The following is a 24,605-nucleotide window of genomic DNA, read 5'->3' on the forward strand; positions in this document are numbered from 1 at the left end:
AAATGAAGGAGGATGGATATGAGCACCAGGAGAACCAGGGCCAAGCGAGAGCTGGCAGCTGTCTCGGTCGTCATCCTGGTGGTCGCCGTCCTGATGGGAGTGGCCTATGTCAGGGTCAACCAGCCCGATCGCGGCCAGCGGGAGATCAGCATCGGTCTGGTGGGCGATGCTGATGAGGAGATCTGGAAGGCCGTTCAGCACCAACTGGACCAGCGCCGGGCCGGCATAAAAATCAAGCTCCGCTCCTTCCAATATGGGCGTTACGCCAATCAGGCACTGTCCAACGGGGAGATTGACCTGAATGCCTTCCAGCACTATGCCTTTCTGGAGCAGGAGTCCAAGCAGCACGGGTACCGGTTCGCAGCCATTGGCGACACCTACATCTCACCCCTCAACCTCTACTCAAAGAAGTACCGGAGCGTTGACCAGATAGGCTATGGTGACCGTTTGGCAATACCCAGCGATCCTATCGACTTGGGCCGCTCCCTGAAGGTGCTTGCCAGCGCCGGGCTGATCGGTCTGCGAGACCCCAAGGCCACCACGCCGGTTCCCGAAGATATCGTAGACAACCCGCGCGGGCTGGTCCTGGATCAGGTCGATCCACCGGGGATCGTCAAGGTCCTGCCCGACTATGCGGCGGGAATCACCAACACCAATTTCATCCTGGATGCTGGCATGAAGATCCAGGATGCCATCTACCAGGTGCCCGGCGATCTCAAATCGCCAGCCAATCATCCCTATGTCAACATCATCGTGGCCAGACAGGCTGACAAAAATGACCCCGACTACAAAGCTCTGGTCTCCGCCTACCATAGTCGCTATGTGGCTGATGCCATCAACCGCTACTACCGTGGGGCGGCCGTCCCGGCCTTCTCCTACTAATAGTGGGTGCAATCGGGTGGTCGCCCTGTCCTGGTCCGACCCAAGTCTGCAACAGTTGAACAGCGGAGGGAACGTTGATGAGGGATCATGATCGCCTGACGCTGGCCCTGGTCCTGGATTCCTTCGGCAACAGGGGCAATGGGACCTCCAACTCCGCCATCCAATACGCCCAGGGTCTGGAAGCGCTGGGGCACCAGGTCCGTCTGGTGGGGGTAGGCTCGACCGACTATCCGGCGCGGGTGCATCGAATTCCTCTAGTCTCTCATGTGGCGGCCAGACAGCAGATGAGCTTCGCTCGTGCTGATCCGGAACTTTTCCGAAGGGCCTTTGCCGGTGTGGATCTGGTCCATATTTACGAACCCTTCGCCTTCGGCCGTGCCGCCCTGGCACAGGCCAGGTTCATGGGCATACCGGTGACTGCCGGGTTTCACATTCAGCCTGAGAACATCACCTATTCAGCTGGTCCATTGCGCTACCTGCCCGGGGTGGATGCGGCCATCTACCGGCTCTTTCGATTCTGGCTCTACGATCACGTCAGGCACATCCACGTTCCTACCCAGCTGACGGCTGACCTCTTGCGCTCGCATGGGTACAAGGCCCACCTGCATGTCATATCCAACGGCTACCAGCCCAGGTTCAACCCCGGTGACCGATATGAGCGGGGCCGATACGAGCGGCAGCGACCCGACCGGCTGATCCAAGTCATGGCCTCTGGCAGGCTGGCCCGGGAAAAGGACCATCTGACTCTGATCCGTGCTCTGGCCCTGTGCAGGAACAGACGCAGAATCAGCCTGACCATAGCTGGCACAGGTCCCATGGAGCGCCGTCTGAAGGCGGAGGCCGCCAGGCAGCTGAACGGCACGCAGGTCTCGATTGGATTCCATCACAACACGACCATGCCTGATCTGCTCAGACAGGCCGATCTACTGGTCCATCCCTCCATCGCGGACCTGGAATCGGTCAGCGTCCTAGAGGGGATGGCCTGCGGCGCAGTCCCGGTAATAGCACAATCCGATCTGAGCGCCGCCGGCCATTTCGCTCTGGTTGAACACTCGCTCTTCCCGGTCGGCAAGGCCCAGGCACTGGCTGCGCAAGTTGACTGGTGGATAGACCATCCTGATGCACTTGCGGTCTGGTCCAGACGCTACGCCGAACATGCCAAAGAGCATTATTCCCTGGATGCTTCCGTCAGAGCCTTTGCCAAGATGGTCATGCAGGTCGCCAACAATCAAGAGCAGGACCAGGCATAGCCCGATCTGGCTTAGATCTCCTTCTTGGATATGATCAGAGCCGACCCGATGATGGCCACCAGGACCACGCCCACGGATACGCCGGCATAGATCCAAGCCTGATCTGCCTTCAGCGTATCCAGAACAATCTGTTGGCCGAACCCGACGAAGTCGAAGTATCGCAGCCATTTCCATTTCGCCGTCAACTCTATGAGGCCGATTAGCACGGGCCATATCACGATCACTACCGCTGGAATGACTATGGATTGGGTAAGGATCAACAGGACGATGCCCAGGCTGATGATGACGGAGATGCAGAAGCTGACCGATAGGGTCATGACGGCCACATCCTTGTACAAGATGCCCCAGCCGACTCCGGGCTTCCTTCCAAGGGCCAGTCCGGTCAGCAGGATGGCGATGAAGTAGCACAGGGTCATGAGGATGATGTCAATCAGGATGGTCGCGTACTTGCCTAAGATGAATTGCATGCGCGAGATGCCCGAGGTCAACGTGTTCTTCAGGGTGTGCTGGCTGTACTCCGAACCAATGACGATAACGAAGACTGCGATATAAAAGTAGATCAGGGACGTGGCGGAGGCGACACCAGCTTGCAGGCCTGTCCTGATGGTCCAGCTCTGGCCTTGGATTTCCGAAAGTTTATGAGCGTATTCTTCCCCGCCCGTGCTGATGCCCACAGTGGTCTTGCTCCAGGTGGTCCCGATGCCGAGGGCCACAGTGGCAATCAGCAGAAGCAGCATGCCGATGGAGTGTCGCTGCCTATAAAAGTCGGCCCTGATCTGGTTAATCATTGTTGCCTCCTCGACTCTTGAGGGTCCTTATTCAGCAGATCTGCGAAATAACCCTCCAACGATCCCTTCTGCTGGCTGATTTGATTGACCAGGATGCCTTTCTGAACCAGAAGACTGTTGATGGGGCCCGGTTCCAGATTCCCTTGCCTGATCAGAATCTGATGGTCGTCAAGGACTTGAAAGGGGCCGATTCCCTGGCGATCCATGATCGTGGCGGCTTTGGAGCTCTGGTCCACGTCGATCAACAGTCCATTCTGATTGATCCGGTCCAGTTCATCCTTGTCTACCTCCTTGATCAGGCGGCCGTGGCTGATGAACCCGAACCGGGAGGAGACCAGGTAGAGTTCGCTCAGAATATGGCTGGAGATGAGAATGGTCGTCTGGCGCTCCTTATTGAGCTTTCCCAGAAGTGTCCTGAATTCGATGATTCCTGCCGGGTCCAGGCCGTTGATGGGCTCGTCCAGGATCAGGAAATCGGGCCGGGTGAGGATGGCCATGGCCAACCCCAGGCGCTGACGCTGACCAAGAGAGAGGTGAGCGGCCCGAGTTTTGGCCTTCTCGCCCAGACCAACGAAGTCGATGGCCTGGACGATGGCCTTGTCGTCGGCCAGCCCGTGCTGGATGGCTGTCAGTTTCATGTTCTGGCTGACGGTCAGTTTTTTGAAGGCGGCCGGAGCCTCAATGATCGAGCCTATTCTGCTCAGAATGCGCCTGTTCTTGCTAATTGTGCGCCCCATCAGCCTTATGGTTCCCTTCTGCATGGGGGAGAGTCCGGTTATCAGACGCATCAGGGTGGTTTTGCCAGCACCGTTCTCGCCGATCAACCCGTAGATCTCACCCCTGTTTATGGAAAGGCTGAGATCCTCTAGTGCCTGGAAGCGGCCGAACCGTTTGCTGACATGGCTAATATCCAAAATGGTATAATCCATGGAGTTCCTTTCTCTGTGTCGCTATTAGAGAATCTAAAATGCCTTTCTTAAGTGCTTGGCAAAGAAATCATTAAGAATTACATAAATCCGATTGGGCGAGACTGGCATTGTGAGACGGCTTCAGTAACATGAGTGTGACCCGTGAAAGGAAGAAAGCATGCCGACGATTCTGGTCGTGGAGGATCAGGAGGACATCCAGTCCCTGCTCAAGGATGTACTGGGCGAGACCTATCGGATCATCCAGGCGACCACAGGCGCCCAAGCCTTAGCTCGCTTCCAGCAGGAGGAACCCGACCTGATCCTTCTGGATCTGATGCTCCCCGTAATCACCGGGGACAGCGTCCTCAAGGCCATTCGACGCATGTCTTCGGTGCCGGTCATCATCCTTACGGCCATCCAGGATAAGACCAGGACCGTCAGCCTCTTGGAGCAGGGCGCCAATGATTATGTGACCAAGCCTTTCGACATCGACGAGCTTCGCGCTCGCGTCCGGGTTCAGTTGCGCCAATCCGTGGCACTGAAAGCGGATGCGGATACAGCAGGTGAATCTGACGCCAAGATTTGTTTCGAGGGGATCGAGCTGGACCGGATGGAGCACACGGTCAGCGTTGATGGGCACAGGGTCGATCTGGCTCGCAAAGAATTCGCCATCCTTGAGCTTCTGATGGACCATCCGCATCGGGTTTTCGAGAAGGAGGACCTCTACAGACAGGTTTGGAACCATTCATACATCAATGCCGAGAATACTCTCAATGTGCACCTGAGTACCTTGCGGACCAGTCTTAACAAATATGCTGGAAGCCAGCGCTACATCGTGTCGGTCTGGGGTATCGGCGTTCGCCTAGTCTGAATTTGGGTGGAAAGCGGGACGACGAATAAGGGGTCATCGGAGGTGAATCCGTGAAGGTGGTTGCACTTGTTCTGGGTCTTGTCGCCCTAGCATTGGCGATTAAACTGATACTGTTGATTGTCGACCTCAAACGAATCAGCAGTGATCTGGATTTCATCAACCATGCGGACTCCAATGCCCTAGTAACCACTGGGGCCAATATCGGACTCATCCGCACTCTGGCGAATAGGATCAACGCCATTCTGAACAAAACCAGACGGCTGCAGATCACCCAGGCTGAGCAGAATAAACAGGTCCGACAGATGCTGACCAATCTGACCCATGACATCAAGACCCCTCTAACCGTGGCTAGGGGATACGCCCAACTGCTCAAAGAGGAATCGGACGACCAGGAGCAGCTAAACAAGATTCTCAACAACCTGCAGTCGGTGGATCACTATCTGCATTACCTGATGGATTTCAATCTGATTCAAGAGAAGAGCGTGAGTCTGGATTTGAGTAGGGTGAACCTGTCGGCCCTGGTTCAGCAGGAGCTCTTCAACGCCTTCGATTCTTTGACCGCACAGTCGGTCACGGTGGAGCCCAGGATCCAAGCTGGTGTGGAAATAACGACGGACCAGACCATGATGAGTCGGGTGATCCAGAATCTGATTGGCAACTGGCTCAAGTATGCGGAGGAATCAGCCTGGGTGGACCTGCACCAGGGCGAAGATGGGCGGGTTCATCTGGACTTCGGCAACAAAACTAGGGACGGAGCCGTCGATGTAGACAGGCTGATGGAACGGTTCCAGACCGAGGACCAATCACGGACCAAGATCAGAAGCACAGGTCTAGGTCTGAGCATCGTTGATTCCCTGGTGGATTCGCTCGGCGGTTCAATGAGGCTGGAATCCGCCAACGGTATTTTCTCGATCCACTTGCTGTTGAGTGATGCTTCGCAATCGAACGAACTGTAAACAATGCGGGTTTGATCCCCTCGGTTGGATGCTATGGCCTGTCACGGTCCTTGTGAAAAGACCATGACAGGCCATCAAGTGCAGGTAGGCGGAAAATGGTGTCAGGACACAAATCTGACCATGCTTCAATCCGACCGATAGGCGATCCGCTTTCTCACCTACGCGCTAGGGAAGATCAGGTCTTGGTGTGCGGGACTACAACAGCCCTGGCAGAGAACTTGTTGTCGACCAGCTTGTGGCGGGCATTGAGGGCGTTGTCCAGCGCATAGGTTTCGATCTCAGCCTCAATCTGGCTGTTGCGATACATGTTGGCAGGGCGTGAAGAATCTGAATGGCGATCTGGGCCGGTCCGCCCAGGCCAATGACCAGAGCGTGCTTTCCGCCGCCGTTCAGATGAGGCATGGCAGCCCGGATCGTGGTAGGGGGTCAGGGCAGCGTCAGCTAGGAGGGGGGGCCAATTAGATCCGTATTGCCCAGCGGCGCCAGGTTGCGGGCCAGGACGGTCATGTATTCTGCCATGCCGCCGTCGCGACCCAGACCCAAGGCCAGGGATTTATTGGTTACGGAGCTGGAGCATTAGTTCTCTTGGACAGCCAAGCAGTCAGGGTAGTGGCCGCATCCGGATCACCCTTCTTAAAGCCCGTGACATCGGGGGACCGCCTTTTCGATCCAGCCGGTGGTCTCATGCCACAGAATAATCGGCGGTTTGGTGCGGCTCCAGGTTTCCGGCGTGCAGTCCTGGACGACGGATACATCGGAATGGCAGCAACCTGCCCCAGCAACCTTGAGCAGAACCCCGCCGCTCCCAGGGGTCGGCTCCGGCACTTCCTTGCGGGTGGGGAAGGTGTTGAATTGTTCGAAAACAATGGCTTTCATAGGCTCCCTTTCATTATTGAAGCATTTCCGTTCCTATGCTCAGGGCGGGGAGTGTGCGCATCAGCATCGTTGCAATAAAAATCCTGCTGAACGCCAGCTTTCACTCATCCCGAAAGAGTGTGATATGTCCAACAATGTGGGATTGGTCGTGTCTACAGAGCGGATGAAAAAGTTCACGTATATATGAGTATCCCTCCCCTGAGGATGACCGGCAGGGAAGGGGTGGCGGGATGGCCTTGGTTTGCTTTGGTTTAGCTTGAGCGGCTTTTACAGCAGATTGATCAGAGCCTGGGTGTCCTCGACTGTCGTCGCCCAGGAGGTGGCCAGTCGGATCACGGTGTGGGTTGCATCGCTGCGTTCCCAGAAGTCGAAGGCGACCTGCTTGGACAGCTCCTCCATGCGCTCATTGTCCAGACAGATGAAGGTTTGGTTGGTTGGGGAATCCATAACAATCTGATACCCCTTCTCACGCAGGGCCTCTTTGATCATCGCTGCTGTCTGGATGGCGCTTCGACTGATGCGCAGGTAGAGGTCATCGGTGAAAAGAGCGTCGAACTGCACTCCCAAGAGCCTTCCCTTGGCCAGAAGGGCCCCCCTTCTTTTGATCATGGTGCTGAAATGTTCGGGAGCATTCCCCCTGGGGAAGATCACCGCTTCGCCGCAGAGCGCGCCCACCTTGGTTCCTCCGATGTAGAAGATATCGCAGAGACGGGCTATGTCCGCCAGATCGACATCGGTTCCTGGAGCCACTAGTCCATATCCCAGCCTGGCCCCGTCCAGGTAGAGCGGGATCTTGTATTTCCGACAGGTCTGCGAGAGATCTTCCAGCTCCTGGCGGGTGTAGAGGGTCCCATACTCGGTGGGATGGGAGATGTAAACCATGCCGGGGAAGACCATCTGCTCATGGTTTCCGTCGGCGTAGAAGCCATCAAGGAAGGCGTTAAGATCTCCTGCGCGAATTTTGCCCTGTTTGCTGGGGATGGTGAGGACCTTGTGGCCTATGGCTTCAATGGCACCGGCCTCGTGGACGTTGACATGGCCAGTATCCGCAGCGACCACCCCCTGGTAGGACTTCAGCAGGCAGGAGGTGACGACCTGATTGGTCTGAGTCCCTCCGGCCATGAAATAAACCTGGGCCTGGGGACAGTCACAGGCTTGAGCGATCTTCTGTGCGGCGGAAAAGCAGTACCGATCCTTGCCGTAGCCGGGAAGGTGCTCCATGTTGGTGTCGATTAGCCGTTGCAGGACTGCGGGGTGGGCGCCCTCGGAATAGTCGTTGACGAATGACAGCATGCGGGTCCTTCCTGTTCGACGATAATCGGCCCCGGATCAGCCAAACCGATCTGGAGTCATGGATCTGACTACAGCATATGCGACAGGTCGTCCAGCAGATGCTCAGGCGATAAGTTCCTTGACCGATGCAATGATCGCCTGAAGGCTGACCTTGGCATCGTTGAAGAGCATCTGCGTATTCGGATTGAAGTAGAGCTCGTTTTCGATGCCTGCATAGCCCTTGCCACGACCTCGTTTGAGAACGACAACATGCTGGGCCTTGTCAACGTCCAGGATGGGCATGCCGGATACTGCGGTCCCTGGTCGGCGGGCCGCGGGGTTGGTCACGTCATTGGCGCCAACCACCAAGGCGACGTTGGCTGATGGGAACTGGGGATTGATGTCGTCGAGGTCGATCAATTCCTCATAGGGGACGTTGGCCTCGGCCAAGAGGACATTCATATGTCCGGGCATGCGGCCAGCCACCGGATGGATGGCGTAAGAGACCTCCACGCCATGACCCTTGAGCAGCTCGCCCAAGTCGGCCAGTTCGCGTTGGGCTTGAGCCTGAGCCAGACCAAAGCCGGGGACAAAGATGACCTTGTCTGCGTAGACCAGCTGGACAGCCACATCGTCGGGTGTGGTCTCCTTCATAGTCCCCTGGGCACCCTGATCCTGGCTGGCGCTGACAGAGGAACCGCCAAACCCTCCAGCTAGAACGCTCAGGAGAGGCCTGTTCATGGCCTGTGCCATCAGGACGGACAGGGTCGCTCCAGCGGCACCGACCAGTGCGCCAGCCACGATCAAGGCGACGTTGTCGATGGCCAGGCCGTTCATGGCCACAGCTGTGCCAGTGCAGGCGTTCAGAACAGAAATGACCACGGGCATGTCAGCGCCGCCGATGGGGATGACGAAGACCAGTCCGTAGCCTAGGGCGAATATGGCCGTGAGGAGGGCCCATGGGGTCCGATTGTCTGGATTCAGGCAGAGCATGACCAGGCAGAGCACCGTCAGCAGGGCGAAGAGCACATTCCAGACAGCTTTGGCCGGCAGCTTCAGGTTTTTGATCAGGCTGACGCCCTGAAGCTTGCCGGCAGCTATCAGGGAACCGGTGAAGGTGACGGAACCGATGACCACACCGAGCCCGGCGGTGATCAGCACCACCAGAGTCGGGGTACCTTCGGAAGTGAGTATGTCGTTCAAGGCGACCAGGGCTGCTGCGCCGCCGCCGACCGTGTTGAAGACGGAAACCAGCTGGGGCATGTCCGTCATTTTGACCTTCCTGGCCGAGTAGACCCCTGCTGCGGACCCGATCAGGATGCCGAGCACGAGCAGAACGATGGCCAGGGAGGAGGCGAAACCGGTGGCGAACAGGTGGATGAAGGCCATGGCTACGGCGATGATCATGCCTGCTGCAGAAATCCTATTGCCTGTGCGGGCCGTTTTGGGGGAGTTCATGCAGTGCAGCCCCATGACGAACATGACCGAGGAGAGGAGGTAGACGAACCAGGTGATGATGTCGAGGGTGTTCACTTGTCGGCTCCCCCGTCCTCAGCATTCGCTACCGGGACGGCCGAAGCCTGGTGGTTCTGGTCGTCTTTGTTCTTTTTCCTGCCGGATTTCGATGATTTGAACATCTCCAGCATTCTGTCCGTCACTACATAGCCGCCCACCACATTCATGGCACCAAGTATGGCCGCCAGGAAAATGAGGACGTAGGAAAGCGGGGAGTGCGCCTCCGTTGCAATGATGACCACGCCGACGATCACAATGCCATGGATTGAGTTTGCTCCGGACATCAGAGGCGTATGAAGGGTGGCCGGAACCTTGCCGATCACTTCAACGCCGATCAGCAGAGCCAAGATAAAGAGTGTAATTGCTATGACCAAGGAATTCATTGCTGGTGGCCTTTCTTCTCACTGCTTGCCGCGTCTGCGCTTCCGCGCGCGCCAGACTCTGCTGTTCCTGTTACGACCAGCGCCTGATCTATTCCATCATCTGCCTTGATGCTCAGCGCTCCATTGCGGACAAAATGAACCAACACGTCCGCCACATTCCTGGCCAGAAGGCTGGAGGCCGTCGTGGCCACACCGCTTGCCAAGTATGGCGCACCTATCATGATGACTCCCTCATGCGTGGTCGTGGTTCCTACCTGCGACCCCTCAACGTTGCCGCCAAGATCGCTGGCTGCGCAGTCCACCACCACGGCTCCGGGGTGTAGATTGGCTACTCCCTTGGCACTCAGGAGCCTGGGCGGCTTCCCTCCTGGGACCTTGGCTGTGGTGATGACCACATCGAAACCTGCCGCCTTGGCATCCACCGCTGCCTGCTGCTGAGCCTGCTCCTGGCTGTTCAGCTGGCGCGCATAGCCGCCCTCGCCCTGACCTTTGGAGAAATCCAGTCCCAGGTCAAGGAACTTGGCTCCCAGGGATTCCACCTCCTGCCTGGAGGCGGGTCTGACATCGTAGGCGGTGACTACGGCTCCCAGACGTTTGGCGGTTCCGATGGCTTGCAGTCCTGCAATGCCGGCGCCCAGAACCAGAACCTTGGCTGGCCGGATGGTTCCTGCTGCAGTGGTCATCATGGGGAAGAAGGATCCATAGGCATCGGCAGCCACCAGAGCTGCCTTGTATCCCATGACTGAGTTCTGCGAGGTCATTTCATCCATGGACTGAGCAGAGCTGAGCTGACGGGGGAGTCGTTCCAAGGCGATACCCGTCAGTCCGGCCTCGTCCAGGGCTTTGATGTAATTCTGATCTGAGAAAGATCCCAGCATGCCGATGATCCAGGTCTTGTTTTGTATCCGGCTCAGCAAGGATGTGTCTGGCCTGTTGACAAAGCCCAGGACTTGGGATTTGGACAGGACTGTATTCCTGTCGGTGACTACAGCCCCTGCTCGCTGATAATCCTCGTCCCTGAAGCCGGCTCGGACTCCAGCGCATGACTCCATCAGACAGATGATGCCCTGCCTCGCCAGATGGGTCACGATGTCTGGCGTCAAGGCCACGCGCGACTCATCATGGCTGGTTTCATTCAGGACCCCGAAAGTTATCTGAGATTGTTCTGGTCCGCTCATACCCTTCCTTTTCTTCCACAACTGTGTGTGAAAAATTTCAATATAGAATATAGGTTTCGTCCGTTACTTTTGGGCAACTATCCGTCTTTATTCTAGTCGATTTCCAGACGATCGAATATGGCAGATTGCCTGACTGGAGCCTACAACCGGCCATCTTGTCACCTTTGACATCATATGCCGAAATTTGGCGTATCAGGAAGCAGACTGCGGGAACATCAGCCGCGGAGCAGTCTCGTTCTGCGCCCTGCTCCAGGCTGATATTCCCTTCTCTAGAACGGTTGATCTGATTTGATTCGATTGCCTTTATCGGACAGTTTTCTTTATGGGCTCTTGTTCTGAGATTCTCTCACATTTCGATTGTTCACAGTATCCAAGTTGAGGATAGGACTCAGGTGGATACTGCAATAATTCCGTTATTGCCTCATGCCCCTTTGTCGTGGTTCCCATCGGCAATCGGTTCCTTGGATTTGGAATGCAATGGATCGTGATGGTAGATAAGGGCGAAGGCAGCCAGAGCTTCAATCATGCTGGCGATGATCCAAACTATGACGACGGCGTTCTGATGCTTGTTGATCGTTCCCATGCGGGTGAAGATGAACACATCCATGATGAAGGTCTGCAGAACCAGAAGGACCGTCGCCACAACGACCGTCCTGGTATGCCTGTCAGCCTCCGTCCCTTCTTCCTCTGGTTTGCCGGGAGACTTGAAGCTGGCATAGGAGAGGAGCCAGATGCCGATTCCGAATAAGACGGCAGCAAGAGGCAACGAGAAGAAGATCGGCATGGTGCTCAGGCTGAGGCCCAGAGCTGCGACCAAGACTGCCGAGGCCAGGCCCAGATAGAAGGAATCATGGTTTTTCGCCTTGGGCGGTTTGGCTGGTTTGCTTTCCTTAGTCGACTGAGATGGCTTCTCGACAGTCTTATTGGTTTGGCTCGGCTCGTCGCCATGAGAGGGGCCATCATGCTCTCTGTCTACGTGTCCGGACTGTGCACGCTCGGGGGTTAGGGTCTGTTCCTGCTTATTTAGTGCTTTAGGTCCGCCATGATCAGAATCCTTGTTGGACGGGTTCCTGCCTTCCTTCTCGCCTGTTTGCTCTGATGCATGCTTCGCCTCGGGTGCATTTGCTGTTTGGCTTTCTTTTCCGGCATTAGCAGTTTCCAATGGTTTTGGCATGCGGTTCTTGTCGTTCATGGATGTTTGCTGAAAACTCTCTCGTGTGCTGTCGCTCCGTGAGGAGTTGCCCTCATGCCTGCCTTGGTTCTTATTTGCGTGTTCGTTTCGATTGTTGCTCATCTGATCCTCCAGGCTTGTGCTTCCCCCGTCACTTGTGGCAGGTCATCTGGCAGCCTGCCTATTGTCAGGAAGCAACCTCCGTTGAGGCCAGTGTATGTGTCCTTTTCTCGTAAAAGTGACATTGACCGGCGCTAGATCGGCATCATTTCGATATTGACCAAGTGCAGGTGAAGCACAGAGAGTTAGACGAAGGGGGCCTGCAAAAGCGCTGGATTCGTTGCAATATATTCAACGACGGAAGGTGTTTGTTTATTCATGGTCTGCATCGGCGGCCATGATCTGAACTTTTGACTCTTGGACAGCGCTGCTATTGCTGTGATCAGTCAGATGATTGTATATCCTGACTTGTCGAGGGCATCCAGGGCGGCAGGGAAGTCCTCGGCCTTGGTAAGGACATAGTCCGTGTTGTAGGTCGAGACAGCGAAAATGCCTATGCCCCTGTCTGCCAGGATGGTGGCAATCGGCGCCAGGATGCCGATTAGCGAAAAATCAAGAATGCCTTGAATGCGTAAGGCCCGCCATCCGTCGCTGCGTTCCAGAGTCTGGCTGGGAACCATCTCGGCTGGACAGACCAATGAAGCCTCTTGGTCGGTTCGTCCTGTAAAAACGTAAGGTGAGTTCAGGTCTACCTCTGTATAATCAGCAACCTTGCAAACGGCCAGGTTCGCCTCTATGGGCTGGATGCAGATGCCCCGCCCCTGCCTTGTCGCTGAGCTGCAATCCTTGGTTGTGAGTGACTTGCTTTTTAAGTGGGAACGGATGATGGCGTATAGCGCAACCAGGGCCCATCCGCATTCGAGGGCAAAAAAGGCCCACTGCCGGGTAGCCAGGGCATCGACGGCCAGCAAGCTTGCGCCGACAAGGTTTAGAGCAAGGTTGACCTGACTGCTGCTGGACAGGCTTAGCAGTTGCCTCGAAGCAAAGGCCATGAGTAGCAGCAAAAATCCAATAAATTGAACCAGTGTGAGCAAACCAACCACATCCTTCCACGAGTGACCTGATGAGCGTCGTCGTCAATCCGGGTACGGCGCGTCTCGTCCGGGGAAGGGAAGCTTCCGCAAGATACTGTAGCACCACTGGCAGGGGGGCTGAAGGTTTGGTGCGCCACTCATGCAGAAGATGAATGGGTAGCCATATGCAGCAGGTATTGTACTGTCTTCTCATGCTTTGTTAGATTGCAGGAGGACATCACCATGGAGGGGATAGAGCATGCAAAAACTGCAGTTGAGCAATGGCTTCGAACTGCCCATATTAGGATACGGAGTCTACCAGATAGATGATTTGGCTGAATGCAAGCGTGGAGTGGCGTCGGCCCTCGATGACGGCTACCGCCTTATCGATACAGCCGCCTGCTATGGCAACGAGAGAGCAGTAGGGGATGCTCTGAGTGAAGCTGCCATTCCTCGAGAGGAAGTGAGCCTCTCCTCAAAGGTCTGGATTCAGCAAAATGGTTACGAGGGGACGATGCAGTCCTTTGAAAAGGCGTTGATGAACCTGCAGACCGACTGCCTGGATCTGTACCTCATCCATATGCCCTATGGCGATTATCAGGGGTCTTGGAGGGCTATGGAAGACCTGTACGAGCAAGGCCGGGTCCGTGCCATCGGGGTCTGCAATTTTCTGCCTGACCGACTGATTGATTTGATCCTTTCCAGCCGAATTGCGCCCATGGTCAACCAGATTGAGCTGCATCCTTTCACCCAGCAGATTGCACTCCGAAAGGTCATGGCTGAGCAAGGGGTTGCCCCAATGGCCTGGGCGCCTCTGGCTGAAGGCCGTCAGGACATTTTCGACAATCCTGTCCTCAGGCGTATTGGCCAGCGTTATGGCAAGACCCCGGCCCAGGTGGTATTGCGCTGGCTGACCCAGCAGGGGATATGCGCCATCCCGAAGTCCGTGCATGAGGAACGGATTCGCGAGAACCACAATATTGCAGATTTCAGTCTTGATGATGACGATATGCATGACATCAGGGCCATGGATACGGGAGGGCCGCTCATTCTTGATGTGGATACGCCTGAGGAGGCCACACGTTTGCATGGGAAATCTTATACACAGTGACTGAGGTCCGCTGAGCCGATACGGCAAGGGCGCCTGCACCTGAAGACTCCAGTGTGAGCGCCCTTGTCTTAATATCAGGGATTGTTGCTGCTGTATCAATACATAGGAAAGTGCCATACTAGACGGTCACAACCTTAGACGAATGCTTGCTCGTTAGGGTTGTTTATGTGGCCTGAGCGCAAGGCAGCGTATTCGTCCCGGACCAGGATGCCGTCGTCCTCATGCCCCAGGGATTCCCGCATCAGGCGGGAGTTGATCCGTATGGTGAGGGTTTGTTGGCTGAAGATTGTTTTGCCGTCACTTTTAAAGGTTACGGTGTAGGATGCCCGCATCTGGTGCTGGCTGTCGGCGGCCTTGCTTTCAATGTCTGTGCTGCCTGGCTTGTCCGGTGCGAGCTGGGCGGGTGTGAGGGGGGGGGGGATGCAGTATCCAGGGGCAAGGGCGAAGGCAGCGGCGACTGGGGGCTAGCCGGAGTGGTCGGCAGTATCGGTGCATTGGCTGATGGGTCCGTCTGTTGGCTTGTTGCCATCTGCTTCAGCGTGGTCGCCTCGGGCACGTTGGATCGGCTGGAAGTAGTGTTTGCCACAGCCAGGCTGCTCATGATCAGACTGGTGGGCAAGATAATAGCCAGCAGAATACCAACCATAGTTGTAGACCAGCCTCGTATAGACCTATGCCGAAGCGTAATATGTACAAACACTTCCCAAATAAATGTAGTTAAATGAAGAAATTTCCCACGCTTCTGATGAACTACGCACCAGGAACCACCTGAGCACATGAGACAACGCTATCATCTGCATATCTCGGCCAATTCGAAAATCGATAGGAGGTTTTGCTCTTTTTCCTCTTCCTAATATCGTAATAAGATATTATCGAGCCGACCAGCCTGATGCGGTCCATACTAAAGATGGTTCCATTAATTATTGGTGAACCCATGTCAGCTATGCTATCGCCGATTGCCGTTCTTGTCCGGTTTGGGAATTGCCTTTGGCATCATATACGGCTCCGGCCCTATAGGCTTGTGGGTGATTCTGTTATTTATGTTGCTAGCACTCGCCTTTTTGGTGAGTGAAGTCATTTGCCAATTTTGGGTCGTACACGGTCGTATATTTAAACGCTGGGGGCGTTTGATCACATATAACAAATCCCCTACTTTCTTGATCAGGGGCAAAGGCTTGTGGTGGGGTGGCTAACGCGGCTCGAACGCGCGACCTCCTGAACCACAATCAGGTGCTCTACCAACTGAGCTATAGCCACCATGGTGAATCGACCCGCGATGCGGATCAATGCAACAGATGAAACTATACACGATGGCACGACATGGCACGCCGGTGAGGTGTGACCCATGCGATAAAAGCCAGGTTTTGTCTTGGCATATTTCATGCATATTCAATTCGCGACCGCGGCCTCTACGTAAAAAGTTTCCAGCACCACCAGGGTCTTGTCGTCGGCGGCGAAGTCGGGATCATCCAGTGCCTGTCGCATGTTCTCTGAGGTCCAGAAGGACTCATGAGACTCTCGCCACTCCGCCAGACTTTTATGGCCTTCTCCTTCGTTCAGAACATGCTGCAGCGCGACCACGCCCAGTCGGGTCACTCTCACCGAGGCATATCTGAGGACGGCAACCGGTTGGTTATCTGAGTCCACTAAACTGTTCGTCGGCCGGAGGAGGGAAGTGGTTCATGATCATGGATGAACTCTGCCATAAGGCTGGTCGTAGCAGTTTTGCGCCCGTCCAGATTAGCCTCCACCAGGCGGTCGCGTTCTGGACCAGGGAAGACGAATTCATCCTTGGGTAGATTCCCAACATCTCGGGCTTCTATAGTCGGTACTTGTTTATTTGACATAGTCGATGCGATTGTCTTGCCTTTTAGGCTCTTCGTTGTCGAGCGCTTTTCTTACGGGCTGGTAGGCCTTGATCAGATCAGCCAGACTCATAGCGGCGTTGGCAGGGCTGGTGGACGGCAGATTGATCATCGTCAGTCGATGCCCTTTCTCTTCCAGATCCGGCAGGCAGTAGCGACGGTAAAGCTGACCGGCCTTGCGTCCTGTAGTGAAAATGGTGCCGATCGGCGCACCATCCAGCAGATCGGCGATGTCGGTCGGCACCACCCCGGTGATGGAGGCATCGGAGGCGCCGCAGATGTCGCATTCCTGAACGACATCCCAGAGCGCTATGCGGTGATTGAGGGCGAACCGAGCGCGGGCAGCCGGATCGAGCTCCGGAACAGGCTGGTCGAAGAGTGCGGCCAGTACAGGCCAGAAGCGGTTGCGCGGAAACATGTAGTAGAAGCCAGCCTCGCGAGAACTTGGGCTGGGTATGGATCCAAGGATCAGCACACGGGACTGGTCATTCCAGACAGGCCCGAACCCGTGGGTGACGTGGGTGACATGTGTGGACGAACCTGCGATCATGCGCCAAGCAGACTAGTCAGAGACGCGGTCATCACATCAGCCTGAGCGACCACCAGAATGAAGACCAGCAGACTGGTTGCACATTCAACCAGGCCCACATACAAAATGGGAATGCGGCGCCGACGGGAGATGGCAGGCAGCAGGGCCGCACGCACCAGCAAAACCAGGCCGGTCAGCAGAGGCCACCATCCTGCGGTGTGCACCATGGCGACCCCGATCAGGCAGAGGGCTAGGTTCCAAGTCAGCGAAAGCAGGTAGCACCAGGTCTTGCCACGCTCCCGGATCATGGTTTTGACGAAGATGACCGACCCGAACTGGGTCACAGCGAAGACCGCTGCACTGACCACTCCGATCGATGGCAGGGAGGCGCTTGGCAGGAATCCGCTGGCAAAGCAGTCCACTGCAGGATTCGGTTGGCATCCAGAGTAGCTGGTGTTGGCACCTGTCAGACCCGATTCCGGCTTCTGGAATCGTGACCCTAAGGAAACGACGATCAGACAGAGCATGCAGGCTGCAATCACGGCTACGGCATCGTTCCACCAAGAGCGCTCCGTGCGCATCCAGGCGGCGGCAAAGTTCAGCACGCCCAGCACCAGGTAGAACGGGGCCCATCGCAGGAGCCCAGGGGTGCCGACCAACAGGATCAGCCCGGTCACAGCCGTGAGCAGAGCGTATCCCAAAGCCAGTGGCGCGAATCTGGCAGCTCGGTGCGAAACCATCCACCGCGAGCCCGTGAACTCAAAGCAGTAGCAGAAAGCCCAAGCGACCATGAGCAGCAGGCTCCTCCAGGTTGGGCCTCCGACCAGCAGCCCAGCCAGGCCCGGCATCAAGGCCATGGCCCAGCCGCCTATCTGGTCGGGTATCCATAAACGACGCCACTGTCGACCCTTGGACCCTGATCCGGTCGGTTTTGCTGATTTGCAGGCTCGAGGGCTCGGTCTGCTGCCGTTTGATCCGGCTGCCTTGACCCTTTCTGCGTCTGTAAGCATACTTATCAGCCTACGCCCCGGTATGGCTGTCGCCGCCTCTTCCGTAATGCAGACTCAGTCAATATCATGGTCGAAGGAGTCATGGGGATCATACGGGTCCCTGGTTTCAGGAGGCGGATGATGGGTCAGGTGGATATTAAACGCGTATACGAGCAGGCCGCTGACGAGGACGGGGTCCGCATCCTGGTCGACAGGCTCTGGCCGCGCGGCGTCAGCAAGGAGCGGGCAGCCCTGTCCGGCTGGCTCAAGGATGTTGCGCCCAGTCCGGATCTGCGGCGCTGGTGGCACCATGATCCGGACCGCTTCGAGGACTTTGCACGCCGCTACTGCATTGAGCTGGATGACAATCCCGCCCTGGAGGATCTGCTGAGCATCGCGCGTGAACATGATCGGACAACACTGGTTTATGCAGCCAAGGACCCAGCCGTCAACCATGCCCTGATCCTGCGTGACTACGTCCGCCAGGCCCTTGACAAGGAAGATAAGTAGACGCTGACCATTCACAAATGTCAGAGCATTTCCGGACGCTGGCCTTGATGTTTCTGGTGACTATATTTACCGATCCAGATGTGTTTTTCCGATACCTATATATGGATACCTATATATGTGTATAGTAGGAAACTGCCATAGACGGGTACCTCATTATAGGTATCTGTAAATATAAGGCATGTGCAAGGATCTCCCATTAACGGTTTCAGTGCGGCATTGCAGCGAGCACAGCCTAGAGCATACTTCCAAGTGCGAGACATGGACATGTCTGCCCCGATGATATACTTTTCAACGTGTGTGCCGACAGCATGCCTTATGTTACAGGTGGGCTCGTCGGGGTATCCCCGGATCCGAAGAGTGCGGACAGCAATGCCCAGCAGGAGGATCAGGGGCCATCGGGCCGGTGGACAGTGGCTGATCTCTCCTTTTGGGAGCGACTGCGGCTGCGGTGCGGCGGTCTCGCAGTGCAAACGAAGACAAGTTCATCGAAGGAATCGGAGAGAGTCAGTTGCCAACAATTGAACAGCTCGTCCGCAAAGGGCGTAAGGCCAAGCCTCGCAAGTCGAAGACTTTGGCGCTTAAGGGCAGCCCGTTGCGTCGCGGCGTATGCACCCGTGTTTACACCACCACCCCCAAGAAGCCGAATTCGGCTCTGCGGAAGGTTGCCCGTGTCCGTCTGAGCTCCGGCATTGAGGTTTCCGCCTACATCCCCGGCGAGGGCCACAACCTGCAGGAGCACTCCATCGTGCTGGTGCGCGGCGGACGTGTCAAGGATCTGCCCGGCGTGCGCTACCACATCGTGCGCGGTGCGTTGGATACCCAGGGAGTCAAGGATCGCAAGCAGGGCCGTTCCCTGTACGGAGCAAAGAAGGCCAAGTAATACATGTCACGCAAAGGACCAGCTAAAAAGCACCAGCTCCTGCCCGATCCCATCTACGGTTCCACCGTGGTGGCCCAGCTGATCAACAAGATCCTGCTGGACGGCAAAAAGTCCATCGCTGAGAACATCGTCTACACCGCTCTGGAGCAGGTCAAGGAGAAGACCGACCAGGAGCCTGTGGCCGTGCTCAAGCGCGCCTTGGACAACATTCGTCCCAGCCTGGAGGTCCGCAGCCGTCGTGTCGGCGGCGCCACCTACCAGGTCCCCGTCGAGGTCAAGCCGAACCGCGCCAATACGCTCTCGTTGCGGTGGCTGACCGATTACAGCCGCGCCCGTCGTGAGAAGACCATGTCGGAGCGGCTGGCCAACGAGATCCTTGATGCCTCCAACGGCCTGGGTGCCGCGGTCAAGCGCCGCGAGGACACCCACAAGATGGCCGAGGCCAACAAGGCGTTCGCCCACTATCGCTGGTAATCCCAAGAGAGCGAGAACAAGGAATTATGGCACAAGACGTGCTCACGGACCTGACCAAGGTCCGCAACATCGGCATCATGGCCCACATCGATGCCGGCAAGACAACGACGACCGAGCGTATCCTCTACTACACCGGCGTCAATTACAAGATCGGCGAGACCCACGATGGCGCCTCCACTATGGACTGGATGGATCAGGAGAAGGAACGTGGCATCACGATTACCTCCGCCGCCATCACGGCCTTCTGGAACCGTCAGTCTCACGATTCTGAGGACCGCTACCAGATCAACATCATCGACACTCCCGGCCACGTGGACTTCACCGCCGAGGTGGAGCGCTCCCTGCGCGTGCTCGATGGAGCTGTGGCGGTGTTCGACGGCAAGGAGGGCGTGGAGCCCCAGTCCGAGACCGTCTGGCGTCAGGCTGACAAGTATGGCGTGCCCCGCATCTGCTTCATCAACAAGATGGACAAGCTGGGTGCCGACTTCTACTACTCGGTGGACACCATCAAAGACAAGTTGGGCGTCAAGCCGCTGGTCATGCAGTTGCCCATCGGCGCTGAGAGCGACTTCCACGGCGTGGTCGACCTGGTTCGCATGGTGGCCTACTACTGGAAGGACGAGGCCGACCTAGGCGCCAAGTATGAGACCATCGACATCCCCGATGATCTCAAGGACAAGGCCGAGCAGTACCACACCGAGCTGCTCGAGGCCGTGGCCGAGTCGGACGAGGACCTGCTTGAGAAGTACCTGGGCGGCGAAGAGATCTCCCAGCAGGAGATCCGCACCGCAGTGCGCAAGATGACCATCGAGCAGTCAGCCTTCCCGGTCTTCTGCGGATCCGCTTTCAAGGACAAGGGCGTGCAGCCCATGTTGGACGCGGTCGTGGACTACCTGCCCAGCCCCGAGGACGTGCCGGCCATCAAGGGCTACAAGATCGGCGACGAGTCCGTCGAGATCGATCGCAAGCCCACCGTGGACGAACCTTTCTCAGCCCTTGCATTCAAGGTGGCCACCCACCCCTTCTATGGCAAGCTGATCTATGTGCGCGTCTACTCCGGCAAGGTGGCTCAGGGCGAAACGGTCCTGGACTCCACCAAGGACAAGAAGGAGCGCGTCGGCAAGCTCTTCCAGATGCACTCCAACAAGGAGAATCCGGTCGATGAGGCCATCGCCGGCAACATCTACGCCTTCGTCGGGCTCAAGAACGTCACCACTGGTGATACCCTGTGCGACGAGAAGGCGCCGCTGGTGCTGGAATCCATGACCTTCCCCGATCCTGTGATCGAGGTGGCCGTGGAGCCTAAGACCAAGGCCGACCAGGAGAAGATGGGCATCGCCCTGCAGAAGCTCTCCGAGGAGGATCCCACCTTCCAGGTCAAGACCGACGAAGAGTCCGGCCAGACCCTGATCTCCGGCATGGGCGAGCTCCAGCTGGACATCCTGGTGGACCGCATGCGTCGCGAGTTCCATGTGGAGTGCAACGTGGGCAAGCCCCAGGTGGCCTACCGCGAGACCATCCGCAAGCCCGTCATGAACCAGGAATACACCCACAAGAAGCAGACCGGCGGTTCCGGCCAGTTCGCCAAGGTGCTCATGAACTTCGAGCCCTTGGATACTTCTGAGGGCGAATCCTACATCTTCGAGAACAAGGTCACCGGCGGCCACATCACCAAGGAGTTCATCCCCTCGGTCGATGCTGGTGTGCAGGAGGCCATGGAGTCCGGCGTGCTGGCAGGCTTCCCGGTCGTGGGCGTTAAGGCGACCCTGACCGACGGCCAGATCCACGAGGTCGACTCTTCGGAGATGGCCTTCAAGATTGCAGGCTCCATGTGCTTCAAGGAGGCTGCTCCCAAGGCCAAGCCCGTCATCCTCGAGCCTATTATGGCTGTGGAGGTCCGTACTCCCGAGGAGTACATGGGCGACGTCATGGGCGACATCAACTCCCGGCGTGGCTCCATCCAGTCCATGACCGACGCCACCGGTGTCAAGGTCATCGACGCCAAGGTGCCCCTGTCGGAGATGTTCGGCTATATTGGCGACCTCAGGTCCAAGACCCAGGGGCGCGCCATGTTCACCATGCAGATGGACTCCTACGCTGAGGTCCCCAAGGCCGTCAGCGACGAGATCATCAAGGCCCAGCGGGGCGAGTAATGCCGGTCCGGTCCGCCGCTACTGCGGGCCGCCGCAAAAAGGCTCTTCTGTCACAAGTCGGCGCTACACTCTTGTAGCGCTGACTGGGCGGAGGGCAAAAGTGGCAAAGAACCCGATAACCCAGTAATATGTAGCGAGTGCTCTGTGCGTGGTTCGTGCAGGCAACCTACGAGACGTCCAGGAGGACAAAACACAATGGCAAAGGAAAAGTACGAGCGGAACAAGCCGCACGTTAACATTGGCACCATCGGCCACGTCGATCACGGCAAGACCACCCTGACCGCGGCCATCTCCAAGGTGCTGCACGAGGAGTACCCGGACGTCAACCCCGAGTACGATTTCGCTCAGATTGATGCTGCTCCTGAGGAGAAGGAGCGCGGCATCACCATCAACATCGCGCACATCGAGTACCAGACTGCCAAGCGCCATTACGCCCACGTGGACTGCCCCGGACACGCCGACTTCGTCAAGAACATGATCACCGGCGCTGCTCAGATGGATGGCGCCATCCTGGTGGTCGCCGCCACTGACGGCCCCATGGCCCAGACTCGCGAGCACGTGCTGCTGGCCCGCCAGGTCGGCGTGCCGAAGATCCTGGTCGCCCTGAACAAGTGCGACATGGTCGACGACGAAGAGCTGATCGAGCTGGTCGAGGAAGAAGTCCGCGATCTGCTGGACGAGAACGGTTTCGATCGCGACTGCCCTGTCATCCGCACCTCCGCCTATGGCGCCCTGCATGACGATGCCCCTGACCACGACAAGTGGGTTCAGACCATCAAGGACCTCATGGATGCCGTCGACGACTACATCCCCACCCCGGTCCACGACCTGGACAAGCCCTTCCTGATGCCCATCGAGGATGTCTTCACCATCTCCGGCCGTGGCACCGTGGTGACCGGCCGTGTCGAGCGTGGCAAGCTGCCCGTGAACACCAACGTGGAGATCGTCGGTCTGCGTGAGACCCAGTCCACCACCGTCACCTCCATCGAGACCTTCCACAAGCAGATGGACGAGGCTGAGGCTGGCGACAACACCGGCCTGCTGCTGCGCGGCATCGGCCGTGAGGACGTTGAGCGCGGCCAGGTTGTGGCTGCTCCCGGCACCGTGACCCCTCACCACAAGTTCGAGGGCGAGGTCTACGTGCTGACCAAGGACGAGGGTGGACGCCACTCGCCGTTCTTCTCCAACTACCGTCCGCAGTTCTACTTCCGGACCACCGACGTCACCGGCGTCATCACCCTGCCCGAAGGCGTGGAGATGGTTCAGCCCGGCGATCACGCCACCTTCTCTGTCGAACTGATCCAGCCCGTCGCCATGGAAGAGGGCCTGACCTTCGCTGTTCGTGAAGGCGGCCACACGGTTGGCTCAGGCCGAGTCACCAAGGTCATCGAGTAGGATTGCCTGTCGCTTATCGACACAATCCGATGACGGGGCCCGGAATCCTTTCTGTGATTCCGGGCCCCGCCCATATCCGGCAGGCCTCGCCGCCGGGCCAGCCCCGGTGTTCATGCGCCGTGGCATAATAGGCGAGGATTTATCGCGAGCGGGCTGGATCCTGTGTGGCCCGGTGCTTTCGGCAGATGGCCAGGAGCCCTCCGAAGGAACGTTCATAAGAATGAGGTGGTATCAAGATGGCACAGACTTCCAACGACATCAAGAACGGATCGGTCATCAACCTGGACGGCAAGCTTTGGACCGTCATCAAGTTCCAGCATGTCAAGCCAGGCAAAGGGCCGGCCTTTGTGCGCACGACCATCAAGGACGTCCTTTCGGGCAAGATCGTGGACCGCACCTTCAACGCGGGCATGAAGATGGACTTCGAGACCGTCGACAATAGGACCATGCAGTACTCCTACCGGGATGGCGACTCATTCGTCTTCATGGATATGAACACCTACGAACAAGTCAACATCCCCGAAACCCTGATCGGCGATCAGGAGCGCTTCCTGCTTGAGGGCACCGACTGCATCATCAGCTTCCATGACGGCAACCCGCTGTCCGTAGAACTGCCTGCATCCGTGGTGCTGACTGTGACCGCAACCGAGCCCGGCGTCCAGGGCAACCGCTCCAACGCCGGCACCAAGCCCGCTACTGTGGAGACCGGAGCAGAGATTCAGGTGCCCCTCTTCGTGGGTGAGGGCGAGAAGGTCAAGGTGGACACCCGCGACGGTTCCTACCTGGGCCGCGAGAACTGAGCAAGTCTGGAAACCACGTATCCATGGCACGTTCCACAGCCCGCAAGCGGGCCTTGAACACCCTGTATGAGGCCGATGAGAAGAGCCAGGATTTCCTCTCCCTGCTGGAGGAGCGCAAGGTTCGGCCGGGGGCGCAGACACCTCTGCCTGCCTATGCTGTGACCCTCGTTGAGGGTGTGGCAGGGCATCGTCGGGATATTGATGAGGCCCTGCAGACCCATTCCACCCGGTGGCCGCTGAGCCGCATGCACGCCATCGACCGCAACATTCTGCGTATTGCCGCCTGGGAGATACTCTACAACCCTGACGTTCCCGACAAGGTGGCCATCGATGAGGCCCTGTCCCTGGCCAAGACCCTCTCGGATGCTGACGCCCCTTCCTTCATCCATGGGCTTCTGAGCGCCCTGGAGCAGGAGAAGGATGAGCATCAGGCTCGTCGTGAGCAAGCCGATCGGATCGCTGCCCTGGCTGATGCCGAGGCCGATGCGGACGCTTCGGATGATGAATCCGATAAGGCAAAAGCAGGGATCGCAGCCTCTGAGCCAGTCTCCTCTGGGGATGGCCATGCTGACAGCGAGTCGGAATCGGCAGAGGGTACACACGAGGATGAGGATGCCGACCAGTCGGCTCCCAGTCTGGATCAGTTGAAATTGACGCTGCCGAAGGAACTGACCCCGGATGTGGATCTTCCTTCAGGCGACTGAGTAATGATTCGGATAAAGGCCGACCGATGTCCGCTGGCTGTTAGGGCATCAGGTCGGCCTTTTTTCCATATT

General features: G+C 57.3%; 25 protein-coding genes, 1 tRNA gene and 1 riboswitch. Of the genes, 12 read left to right on the plus strand and 14 right to left on the minus strand.

The genetic code is table 11. The features are described from left to right. Positions 1-18 precede the first annotated feature (18 nt). Both J3U06_RS02805 and J3U06_RS02810 read left to right on the plus strand, forming a co-directional pair. Entirely contained in the window at positions 19-882 is an 864-nt protein-coding gene (locus tag J3U06_RS02805; protein ID WP_267399625.1) for a MetQ/NlpA family ABC transporter substrate-binding protein, read from the plus strand. 77 nt (positions 883-959) lie between these two features. Next, positions 960-2,132: a glycosyltransferase gene (locus J3U06_RS02810; RefSeq protein ID WP_267399626.1), complete on the plus strand. Its 1,173-nt coding sequence runs from the start codon at positions 960-962 to the stop codon at positions 2,130-2,132. Positions 2,133-2,143: 11 nt separating this feature from the next. Here J3U06_RS02810 and J3U06_RS02815 read toward each other — a convergent pair whose 3' ends face one another. Both J3U06_RS02815 and J3U06_RS02820 read right to left on the minus strand, forming a co-directional pair. Continuing rightward, positions 2,144-2,920 carry an ABC transporter permease gene (locus J3U06_RS02815; protein ID WP_267444261.1) on the minus strand — a complete coding sequence of 259 codons (777 nt, stop codon included), beginning with the start codon at positions 2,918-2,920 and terminating at the stop codon, positions 2,144-2,146. Then, positions 2,917-3,849 (minus strand): ABC transporter ATP-binding protein, encoded by a 933-nt coding sequence (locus tag J3U06_RS02820; RefSeq protein WP_267444262.1) that lies wholly within the window; start codon positions 3,847-3,849, stop codon positions 2,917-2,919. The genes J3U06_RS02815 and J3U06_RS02820 overlap by 4 nt, the downstream gene beginning before the upstream one ends. A gap of 157 nt (positions 3,850-4,006) precedes the next feature. Here J3U06_RS02820 and J3U06_RS02825 point away from each other — a divergent pair, with 157 nt between their 5' ends. Next, on the plus strand, positions 4,007-4,699 hold the full coding sequence (locus J3U06_RS02825) for a response regulator transcription factor (protein ID WP_267444263.1): 693 nt from the start codon (positions 4,007-4,009) through the stop codon (positions 4,697-4,699). A 50-nt stretch (positions 4,700-4,749) separates the two neighbouring features. Further along, a complete protein-coding gene (locus J3U06_RS02830; protein ID WP_267444264.1) occupies positions 4,750-5,655 on the plus strand; it encodes a sensor histidine kinase in 906 nt (301 codons plus the stop codon). Positions 5,656-5,830: 175 nt separating this feature from the next. Here J3U06_RS02830 and J3U06_RS02835 read toward each other — a convergent pair whose 3' ends face one another. The 8 genes from J3U06_RS02835 to J3U06_RS02870 all read right to left on the minus strand — a co-directional run bounded on the left by J3U06_RS02835 (position 5,831) and on the right by J3U06_RS02870 (position 13,144). Next, positions 5,831-5,962 carry a hypothetical protein gene (locus J3U06_RS02835; RefSeq protein ID WP_267444265.1) on the minus strand — a complete coding sequence of 44 codons (132 nt, stop codon included), beginning with the start codon at positions 5,960-5,962 and terminating at the stop codon, positions 5,831-5,833. Between the two features lie 326 nt (positions 5,963-6,288). After that, positions 6,289-6,531 carry an alcohol dehydrogenase catalytic domain-containing protein gene (locus J3U06_RS02840; protein WP_267444266.1) on the minus strand — a complete coding sequence of 81 codons (243 nt, stop codon included), beginning with the start codon at positions 6,529-6,531 and terminating at the stop codon, positions 6,289-6,291. 267 nt (positions 6,532-6,798) lie between these two features. Beyond that, the gene (locus J3U06_RS02845; RefSeq protein WP_267444267.1) at positions 6,799-7,824 is read right to left on the minus strand and encodes a threonine aldolase family protein; all 1,026 of its coding nucleotides are present in this window, start codon (positions 7,822-7,824) and stop codon (positions 6,799-6,801) included. Between the two features lie 102 nt (positions 7,825-7,926). Continuing rightward, positions 7,927-9,336 (minus strand): NAD(P)(+) transhydrogenase (Re/Si-specific) subunit beta, encoded by a 1,410-nt coding sequence (locus J3U06_RS02850; protein ID WP_267399640.1) that lies wholly within the window; start codon positions 9,334-9,336, stop codon positions 7,927-7,929. Beyond that, a complete protein-coding gene (locus tag J3U06_RS02855; protein ID WP_267399641.1) occupies positions 9,333-9,701 on the minus strand; it encodes an NAD(P) transhydrogenase subunit alpha in 369 nt (122 codons plus the stop codon). Before J3U06_RS02855 ends, J3U06_RS02850 begins: the two co-directional genes overlap by 4 nt. Continuing rightward, positions 9,698-10,879, minus strand: coding sequence for an NAD(P) transhydrogenase subunit alpha (locus tag J3U06_RS02860; protein WP_267444268.1), 1,182 nt, complete (start codon positions 10,877-10,879; stop codon positions 9,698-9,700). Before J3U06_RS02860 ends, J3U06_RS02855 begins: the two co-directional genes overlap by 4 nt. Positions 10,880-11,300: 421 nt before the next feature. Next, a complete protein-coding gene (locus J3U06_RS02865) occupies positions 11,301-12,173 on the minus strand; it encodes a hypothetical protein (protein WP_267444269.1) in 873 nt (290 codons plus the stop codon). Between the two features lie 323 nt (positions 12,174-12,496). Next, positions 12,497-13,144: an ACT domain-containing protein gene (locus tag J3U06_RS02870; protein WP_267444270.1), complete on the minus strand. Its 648-nt coding sequence runs from the start codon at positions 13,142-13,144 to the stop codon at positions 12,497-12,499. Positions 13,145-13,174: 30 nt separating this feature from the next. Further along, a riboswitch (guanidine-III (ykkC-III) riboswitch) is annotated at positions 13,175-13,235 on the minus strand. A gap of 147 nt (positions 13,236-13,382) precedes the next feature. Between J3U06_RS02870 and J3U06_RS02875 the strand changes: the two genes are divergently transcribed. Beyond that, on the plus strand, positions 13,383-14,234 hold the full coding sequence (locus J3U06_RS02875) for an aldo/keto reductase (protein ID WP_267444271.1): 852 nt from the start codon (positions 13,383-13,385) through the stop codon (positions 14,232-14,234). Between the two features lie 1,181 nt (positions 14,235-15,415). Here J3U06_RS02875 and J3U06_RS02880 read toward each other — a convergent pair. From J3U06_RS02880 to J3U06_RS02895, 4 genes are all read right to left on the minus strand, one after another. Then, positions 15,416-15,491 (minus strand) — tRNA-His (locus J3U06_RS02880). Between the two features lie 132 nt (positions 15,492-15,623). Continuing rightward, positions 15,624-15,881 (minus strand): ASCH domain-containing protein, encoded by a 258-nt coding sequence (locus J3U06_RS02885; RefSeq protein ID WP_324123881.1) that lies wholly within the window; start codon positions 15,879-15,881, stop codon positions 15,624-15,626. A 189-nt stretch (positions 15,882-16,070) separates the two neighbouring features. Further along, positions 16,071-16,649 carry a DNA-deoxyinosine glycosylase gene (locus J3U06_RS02890; RefSeq protein ID WP_267444272.1) on the minus strand — a complete coding sequence of 193 codons (579 nt, stop codon included), beginning with the start codon at positions 16,647-16,649 and terminating at the stop codon, positions 16,071-16,073. Beyond that, positions 16,646-17,638 carry a YwiC-like family protein gene (locus tag J3U06_RS02895; RefSeq protein WP_267444273.1) on the minus strand — a complete coding sequence of 331 codons (993 nt, stop codon included), beginning with the start codon at positions 17,636-17,638 and terminating at the stop codon, positions 16,646-16,648. Before J3U06_RS02895 ends, J3U06_RS02890 begins: the two co-directional genes overlap by 4 nt. A gap of 81 nt (positions 17,639-17,719) precedes the next feature. Here J3U06_RS02895 and J3U06_RS02900 point away from each other — a divergent pair, with 81 nt between their 5' ends. The 7 genes from J3U06_RS02900 (at position 17,720) to nusB (ending at position 24,533) form a co-directional block, all read left to right on the plus strand. Then, the gene (locus J3U06_RS02900) at positions 17,720-18,127 is read left to right on the plus strand and encodes a DUF488 domain-containing protein (protein WP_416378719.1); all 408 of its coding nucleotides are present in this window, start codon (positions 17,720-17,722) and stop codon (positions 18,125-18,127) included. A 508-nt stretch (positions 18,128-18,635) separates the two neighbouring features. Then, a complete protein-coding gene (rpsL, locus tag J3U06_RS02905) occupies positions 18,636-19,007 on the plus strand; it encodes a 30S ribosomal protein S12 (protein WP_015022141.1) in 372 nt (123 codons plus the stop codon). Between the two features lie 3 nt (positions 19,008-19,010). Continuing rightward, positions 19,011-19,481: a 30S ribosomal protein S7 gene (rpsG, locus tag J3U06_RS02910; RefSeq protein ID WP_015022140.1), complete on the plus strand. Its 471-nt coding sequence runs from the start codon at positions 19,011-19,013 to the stop codon at positions 19,479-19,481. A gap of 26 nt (positions 19,482-19,507) precedes the next feature. Next, a complete protein-coding gene (gene fusA / locus J3U06_RS02915; protein WP_267444274.1) occupies positions 19,508-21,634 on the plus strand; it encodes an elongation factor G in 2,127 nt (708 codons plus the stop codon). Between the two features lie 195 nt (positions 21,635-21,829). Continuing rightward, complete coding sequence (tuf, locus tag J3U06_RS02920; protein WP_220236084.1) at positions 21,830-23,029, plus strand: elongation factor Tu; 1,200 nt, start codon at positions 21,830-21,832, stop codon at positions 23,027-23,029. Positions 23,030-23,265: 236 nt separating this feature from the next. Continuing rightward, positions 23,266-23,829 carry an elongation factor P gene (efp, locus tag J3U06_RS02925; RefSeq protein WP_267444275.1) on the plus strand — a complete coding sequence of 188 codons (564 nt, stop codon included), beginning with the start codon at positions 23,266-23,268 and terminating at the stop codon, positions 23,827-23,829. 23 nt (positions 23,830-23,852) lie between these two features. Next, entirely contained in the window at positions 23,853-24,533 is a 681-nt protein-coding gene (gene nusB / locus J3U06_RS02930; protein ID WP_267444276.1) for a transcription antitermination factor NusB, read from the plus strand. Positions 24,534-24,605 lie beyond the last annotated feature (72 nt).

Source organism: Bifidobacterium sp. B4142 (assembly GCF_026537325.1).
Classification (GTDB): Bacteria; Actinomycetota; Actinomycetes; order Actinomycetales; family Bifidobacteriaceae; genus Bombiscardovia.

What these genes read in the sequence shown, in the direction of transcription:
- J3U06_RS02805 (WP_267399625.1), top strand. Translation starts at nt 19, where the DNA reads ATGAGCACCAGGAGAACCAGGGCCAAGCGAGAGCTGGCAGCTGTCTCG.
- J3U06_RS02810 (WP_267399626.1), top strand. Translation starts at nt 960, where the DNA reads ATGAGGGATCATGATCGCCTGACGCTGGCCCTGGTCCTGGATTCCTTC.
- J3U06_RS02815 (WP_267444261.1), bottom strand. Translation starts at nt 2,920, where the DNA reads ATGATTAACCAGATCAGGGCCGACTTTTATAGGCAGCGACACTCCATC.
- J3U06_RS02820 (WP_267444262.1), bottom strand. Translation starts at nt 3,849, where the DNA reads ATGGATTATACCATTTTGGATATTAGCCATGTCAGCAAACGGTTCGGC.
- J3U06_RS02825 (WP_267444263.1), top strand. Translation starts at nt 4,007, where the DNA reads ATGCCGACGATTCTGGTCGTGGAGGATCAGGAGGACATCCAGTCCCTG.
- J3U06_RS02835 (WP_267444265.1), bottom strand. Translation starts at nt 5,962, where the DNA reads ATGTATCGCAACAGCCAGATTGAGGCTGAGATCGAAACCTATGCGCTG.
- J3U06_RS02840 (WP_267444266.1), bottom strand. Translation starts at nt 6,531, where the DNA reads ATGAAAGCCATTGTTTTCGAACAATTCAACACCTTCCCCACCCGCAAG.
- J3U06_RS02845 (WP_267444267.1), bottom strand. Translation starts at nt 7,824, where the DNA reads ATGCTGTCATTCGTCAACGACTATTCCGAGGGCGCCCACCCCGCAGTC.
- J3U06_RS02855 (WP_267399641.1), bottom strand. Translation starts at nt 9,701, where the DNA reads ATGAATTCCTTGGTCATAGCAATTACACTCTTTATCTTGGCTCTGCTG.
- J3U06_RS02860 (WP_267444268.1), bottom strand. Translation starts at nt 10,879, where the DNA reads ATGAGCGGACCAGAACAATCTCAGATAACTTTCGGGGTCCTGAATGAA.
- J3U06_RS02865 (WP_267444269.1), bottom strand. Translation starts at nt 12,173, where the DNA reads ATGAGCAACAATCGAAACGAACACGCAAATAAGAACCAAGGCAGGCAT.
- J3U06_RS02875 (WP_267444271.1), top strand. Translation starts at nt 13,383, where the DNA reads ATGCAAAAACTGCAGTTGAGCAATGGCTTCGAACTGCCCATATTAGGA.
- J3U06_RS02890 (WP_267444272.1), bottom strand. Translation starts at nt 16,649, where the DNA reads ATGATCGCAGGTTCGTCCACACATGTCACCCACGTCACCCACGGGTTC.
- J3U06_RS02895 (WP_267444273.1), bottom strand. Translation starts at nt 17,638, where the DNA reads ATGCTTACAGACGCAGAAAGGGTCAAGGCAGCCGGATCAAACGGCAGC.
- J3U06_RS02900 (WP_416378719.1), top strand. Translation starts at nt 17,720, where the DNA reads ATGGGGATCATACGGGTCCCTGGTTTCAGGAGGCGGATGATGGGTCAG.
- rpsG (WP_015022140.1), top strand. Translation starts at nt 19,011, where the DNA reads ATGTCACGCAAAGGACCAGCTAAAAAGCACCAGCTCCTGCCCGATCCC.
- fusA (WP_267444274.1), top strand. Translation starts at nt 19,508, where the DNA reads ATGGCACAAGACGTGCTCACGGACCTGACCAAGGTCCGCAACATCGGC.
- tuf (WP_220236084.1), top strand. Translation starts at nt 21,830, where the DNA reads ATGGCAAAGGAAAAGTACGAGCGGAACAAGCCGCACGTTAACATTGGC.
- efp (WP_267444275.1), top strand. Translation starts at nt 23,266, where the DNA reads ATGGCACAGACTTCCAACGACATCAAGAACGGATCGGTCATCAACCTG.
- nusB (WP_267444276.1), top strand. Translation starts at nt 23,853, where the DNA reads ATGGCACGTTCCACAGCCCGCAAGCGGGCCTTGAACACCCTGTATGAG.